Raw genomic sequence first — 5441 nt, 5'->3', positions numbered from 1 at the left:
CCTGCACCAAGACTCACATTGTGCGTACCTACCACTTCACTGCCTGTAACCGTTAAATTGTTACCCGCATTAATGTTTACCTTATCACCATAAATCCCACTGCCTTTTTGGGTGATGTTGTCGACCGCTATATCTTCAGTAATTGAACCCTTATTAAGCAACCCTTTCGTTTTGGTTTTGTGATGCTCGGTTAACTGTAAACGTTCTTGTTCACTACCAATATCAATATCATGCTCGGCTAATAGGTTTATGCGCTTATCGCTCGATAGCTCCGCCGATTTCGCTAAAATATCATGTCCCGCAATTAAGTTTAGGTCGCCATTGGTTAAAATTTCACTGCCCACCACCTCTTCAATATCAACCTTGCGGGTGTGATTTTTATTCCATATTGAGTCTTGATAGCTTTGCGTTTTTAAGGTCGATAAATTGATGTCGTTCCCGGCAATGACACTTGAGATGAAATCAATTTACTCTACAAGTAACACTAAAAAACCTTTTGTTTTTCCTCCTACTACAGTATGAGTAACTTCCTCCGCCCAAAAAGGAAAAATGGTCTCATCAAATTCATTCAAAATTCGATCTTTTTCTTTAGGATAACAACTCAGCATTTTTGTAAAATTTTCTATAACTAATATGTATCCATCATATTGATCTATCCACGACAAATCTCTCATCCAATCGTTATAAGCATCAATGCTCGTTGTGTTAGAAAATATACCGAATGGAAACTGGAAAGCTGCAATTATTGCATTCATATAATCACTAATAGTAGAAATAAGTGATCCATCAATTTTTGCAAAAAAATAATTTTTGAAATTCAGATTTTCAATATATTGATTTTCTTGTTCTTTATTAATATAAATAATTTGGTTCTTCATTTTAATTAACCTCTATTTAGTTACTTTTATAAATGTTTGATAATGATTATTTGTATAATAAACAGAACCATTGCTTCCTTGAACAAATCTTTCGGCATCTCTGGCTTGTCCTTGAATTTTATTATTGACATCAAATTCTCTATAAGTAATTGGATTTCCATTGCTATCAACTTTAGGTAATTTATTATCGCTATTTTTAAATATTCTTCCTGCATTAGTTCCTGGGGTCTGACCATTAAAATTACCATTCCAACCATTTTTTTCATATTGTGAAAATGTATCTCTAACATTATTTGGAAGCTCATCAAGTTTCTTTTCTTTAATCCTCTCGGTTGAATTTGATTTATTATTATTTTTGTCATCATCAGGCGGTAATCCCGGAGCCCCGCCAGCTGAACTACTTCCAGTTCCTGCTAACGTATTATCATTACCTTTCTTACCATCTTTCTCTTTTAGGTAATCATTATAATAACGCTCATAAGTTTTTAGTACTGCATCTTCAAGGAATCCATCTCCCATTGGATCGACTAATGCAATTTCAATTAGTCGTCTCTGTTCCAAATTTAGACTTTCTAAAAATGCTTTTGATTCTGCTGCTGTAAGACCTTCAGCCATTAATACATCTACTGCATTAATACTAACTGGTCCACCAATTTCACTTGGACGTACTAGATACCAAGCGGCTCTAGCTAAATTATTATTCTCAACCGCATTTTTCCCTGCCGCAACCCCTGTATTCACATCTTGGATATCACCACCGGCAGCGGCTATTGCTAGGCCTGTCGCTAGTTGTGATAGGGCGCTGATTTGTTGTCTTTCTTCTTGTGATAATTCCGCTACTGTTTTACCTGGGTAAAGAATACCCATGATAACCTCAGCACCACGTTCACTTGCAGCAGCACCTAAGCCACCCACTAGAGCTGAGTTGCCTTGTAGCTCGGCTACCACCGCACCGAGTATGGCATGGCTGACGGTATTGGCAACGGTGTTTCCTTCGGTCTGTTGTTTGATAATAGTCGCAATTTTTGGCGCGAGTGCCCCTGCGGCTGCCCCTGCCATGTCGCCACTGATTAAGCCGTTGATGATACTAACCGCCATGTCAATGCCTTGACGGGTGTCACTGCCCATCGCTGACATGCCTTCGTTCATCGCCTTTTTGTAGGCGTCTTCGTAGATTTTTTGTTGCTCTTCTTCTGTTAGTCCCTTGTTTTTACTTTTCTCTTTTTCCTTTTCAACCGCTTCTTTTGCCTTGGATTCGGCTCTTATCCGGTCTATATGATTAAGCATCGTTAACGTTTCACCACCAATTTCACTTACTAACTGCGTTTGGTCGATGATGTCTTGCTCTTTTTGTTTGTTAAAAATGTGTTTGAGCTCGTTATTCGCCTGCTCAGTATCATGACTTAATTCGTTGATATCTTGTTTTTGGTCATCCTTATTGCGGATAATTATCGTCCCTTCCGATACCGCTGAATGCATCGTCGATTGTTCGCTTTCGTTTTTATTGCGACTGGTTGGCATCGATGGCATGCCGCTAGAGCTTACCCCTGCACTGCTGCTACTGACTTGGTAGTCCGCTTTGTTTTCGATATCACTAAAGCTGATTGTGCCTGTGTCAAGGCGGTTTTGGCTCGTGTCTTTCGCTTCTGAGGCTATTACCGCCCCTTTTAGGTCGGTGTGGTTGCCCACCGTGATATCATAACCGCACTGCCGGCAAAAATACCCGATTGGTCAGTCACACTTGCACATTTGCTGTCAATATTCGTGCTCGATAATGAGCCGTTGGCACTAAAACCACCAAAGCCTCCGCTTCCACTCACCGATGCGCTGATTTTTTCGTAATCGTAATCGTCCGTGTCTTGCAATGATTGGATGTTTAAGTTAGTTTTTGATTAAAAGAGAACAATGAAAGTTAGTTGTAGAGCTTGTCTTGCGGATTTTGAGAGTAATAGGTAAGATCTACAAAGATCTGATAGGAATAAGAAAGGATATAAAATTTGAACAAACAATTAAATAAAACGAGTAAATTTTTAAGTTACATTTTAAGGCATCAACCGAAAGCTATAGGTATCACATTAGATTCTGATGGATGGGTTGATATAGTTCATCTCATTGCTCAAGCTAATCAACATGGCGAACCTCTTACTAGAGAGTTGATTGAGCAAGTTGTTAAAACAAGTGACAAAAAACGTTTTACGATTTCGGATGATGGTATAAAAATACGTGCAGCACAAGGACATTCAACTCAACAAGTAAAAATTAAGTATGTAGAAAAAGTACCGCCCAAATTTTTATATCATGGTACAGCAATGCGTTTTATTGATTCAATAAAAAAACAAGGATTAATTGCAGGTGATCGCCATTATGTCCATTTATCTATTGATGAACAGACAGCTAATACTGTAGGGAAACGACACGGTAAACCTATTGTGTTAAAACTTAAAGCCTTGCAGATGCATCAACAAGGCTTTAAGTTTTATTTGGCTGATAACGGTGTTTGGTTAACCGATGCTGTGCCTAACACTTTTTTAATATTTGACTAAACCTTATCTAATTTAGCCCTTCCTGCTCTATATTGAGCTGATTCTTCTTTGGCTTGTCTTAACCATTCATCAAAACTATAAACACTACCTCTATCCTCCCATCCAGGGGTAGCAAAAGTATGAACAAAGTATACTTTCGGATTGCCTGATATATCGGAACCATCAAAACAAACAATATCATCATTATTAGAAGCTTTAGCAAATGGTATCAATTTTCTAGTTGGGTATTGTTTTTTTATCTCAAATAACCAGTGTTTAGCAAAATCTTCAAATTCATATAGAAACCACCATGGTTCTAAATCTAGAACATCTTTCTTAGAAACAATTTCCAAAAAAGATAGCGGATATTTGAATCCTTCGGGTAATTCTTTTTTCGAATATAAGTAATGAGCCATATTATTAATCCTTAGGTTTACCACTAATGCGAGGAGGAGTACTTGAACCATATGGATTATTTTTACTAAATCCACCAGACTGTTTATTAATTCTCCCTGTTATTGCTTCTCCCCAAGTTGTAGGTATAAATCCTTTTTTAGGATCAGAAAACCTATTTACTTCAGAAGGTGAAAGCTTATCATCAAAATTTCTAATATTAGCTTTAATATCTATACCAGCTTCTCTAGCGGCTGCTATTCTAGTATTATCCATACTAGTGTATTTTCCGTCAGGCATTTTAATTACATTAACAGGTTCACCTTTCCAACCATTAGTTTTCATGCTTGTAACAAGATCGTCATAAGTATATTTCATATCAGTCCCTCGTTCTACTTTATTATAAGAAACCGTATTTTGTGAGAATCTAATTTCACTAGGATTCAAAGTAGATATATTGGAAATCCCCTTTCCTGCTGCACTATTTTTTACAACAGTTGTTTCAATTTGTTTTGACTGGCTTGCCGCTTGATTCATCAAGCGATTACCTTCAGCAACATTCCCCGCTTTATATGCTACTTCCGCTTCTTTTACCAAAGCTTGTGCAGTTTTAGTTTCAACCTTAATTACTTTTCCTGCTACTTTGATATATTTTGCAAAAGGTAATACTCCTGCTGATGCTATTGCGTAGTCACCCCAACTATCTGCATCCCTAAAGGCGATATAATCACCATATGGCGTCACCAATATAGCTATATCTTCTGGCAATCTCATCAAATCCTCTCTTAAAGGATCATACATAAATTTACCTGAATTCATATCATCTATGATTTGCGAAGCCTCTTCTGGGGTTAGATAACCCGCTGCTGAGGCATGGAGGATACCTTCATAATTTGCCCCTGTTTCAGGTGAAAGACCTATAAAATCACCACCAAATCCACCATCAGCCCAACTTAATCCATTATTCTCAACCGCATTTTTCCCTGCCGCAACGCCAGTATTGATATCTTGGATATCTCCGCCCATCGCCGCAATGGCCAGACCTGTCGCTAGTTGTGATAGGGCGCTGATTTGTTGCCTTTCTTCTTGGCTTAGGTCTTTGATGTCTTTATCAGGGTAAAGTATGCCCGCAATCACTTCAGCACCGCGTTCACTTGCAGCAGCACCCAAGCCACCCACTAGTGCAGAGTTGCCTTGTAGCTCGGCTACCACCGCACCGAGTATCGCATGGCTGACGGTGTTGGCAACGGTGTTTCCTTCGGTCTGTTGTTTGATAATAGTCGCAATTTTTGGCGCGAGTGCCCCTGCGGCTGCCCCTGTCATGTCGCCACTGATTAAGCCGTTGATGAGGCTAACCGCCATGTCAATGCCTTGACGGGTGTCACTGCCCATCGCTGACATGCCTTCGTTCATCGCCTTTTTGTAGGCGTCTTCGTAGATTTTTTGTTGCTCTTCTTCTGTTAGTCCCTTGTTTTTACTTTTCTCTTTTTCCTTTTCAACCGCTTCTTTTGCCTTGGATTCGGCTCTTATCCGGTCTATATGATTAAGCATCGTTAACGTTTCACCACCAATTTCACTCACTAACTGCGTTTGGTCGATGATGTCTTGCTCTTTTTGTTTGTTAAAAATGTGTTTGAGCTCGTTATTC

The 5441-nt window shown here is 39.0% G+C and carries 7 protein-coding genes; 1 reads left to right on the top strand and 6 read right to left on the bottom strand.

Translation table 11 applies throughout. The annotated features are described in order from the left end of the window. The 4 genes from A9G38_RS09440 to A9G38_RS12085 form a co-directional block, all read right to left on the bottom strand. On the bottom strand, window positions 1–347 hold a 347-nt coding region (locus A9G38_RS09440; protein ID WP_141671790.1), incomplete at its 3' end, for a hemagglutinin repeat-containing protein. Between the two features lie 120 nt (window positions 348–467). After that, window positions 468–878 (bottom strand): barstar family protein, encoded by a 411-nt coding sequence (locus tag A9G38_RS09435; protein ID WP_051634386.1) that lies wholly within the window; start codon window positions 876–878, stop codon window positions 468–470. A 12-nt stretch (window positions 879–890) separates the two neighbouring features. Next, complete coding sequence (locus A9G38_RS09430; protein ID WP_065623253.1) at window positions 891–2567, bottom strand: VENN motif pre-toxin domain-containing protein; 1677 nt, start codon at window positions 2565–2567, stop codon at window positions 891–893. Next, a complete protein-coding gene (locus tag A9G38_RS12085) occupies window positions 2546–2743 on the bottom strand; it encodes a hypothetical protein (protein ID WP_141671789.1) in 198 nt (65 codons plus the stop codon). Before A9G38_RS12085 ends, A9G38_RS09430 begins: the two co-directional genes overlap by 22 nt. 132 nt (window positions 2744–2875) lie before the next feature. Between A9G38_RS12085 and A9G38_RS09425 the strand changes: the two genes are divergently transcribed. Then, window positions 2876–3421: an RNA 2'-phosphotransferase gene (locus A9G38_RS09425; protein ID WP_034915736.1), complete on the top strand. Its 546-nt coding sequence runs from the start codon at window positions 2876–2878 to the stop codon at window positions 3419–3421. On the opposite strand, the gene A9G38_RS09420 is transcribed toward A9G38_RS09425, so the two are convergent. Both A9G38_RS09420 and A9G38_RS09415 read right to left on the bottom strand, forming a co-directional pair. Beyond that, window positions 3418–3816, bottom strand: a complete 399-nt coding sequence (locus A9G38_RS09420) for an SMI1/KNR4 family protein (RefSeq protein WP_034915732.1) — start codon at window positions 3814–3816, stop codon at window positions 3418–3420. The genes A9G38_RS09425 and A9G38_RS09420 overlap by 4 nt on opposite strands. A 4-nt stretch (window positions 3817–3820) precedes the next feature. After that, window positions 3821–5441: VENN motif pre-toxin domain-containing protein (locus tag A9G38_RS09415; protein ID WP_065623252.1), on the bottom strand; the 1621-nt coding region annotated here is incomplete at its 5' end.

This window comes from Gilliamella sp. Imp1-1 (assembly GCF_001690415.1).
Classification (GTDB): domain Bacteria; phylum Pseudomonadota; class Gammaproteobacteria; order Enterobacterales; family Orbaceae; genus Gilliamella; species Gilliamella bombi.
The sequence above is the reverse complement of the archived record's forward strand: the minus strand, read 5'-3'. Positions and strand labels throughout refer to the sequence as shown.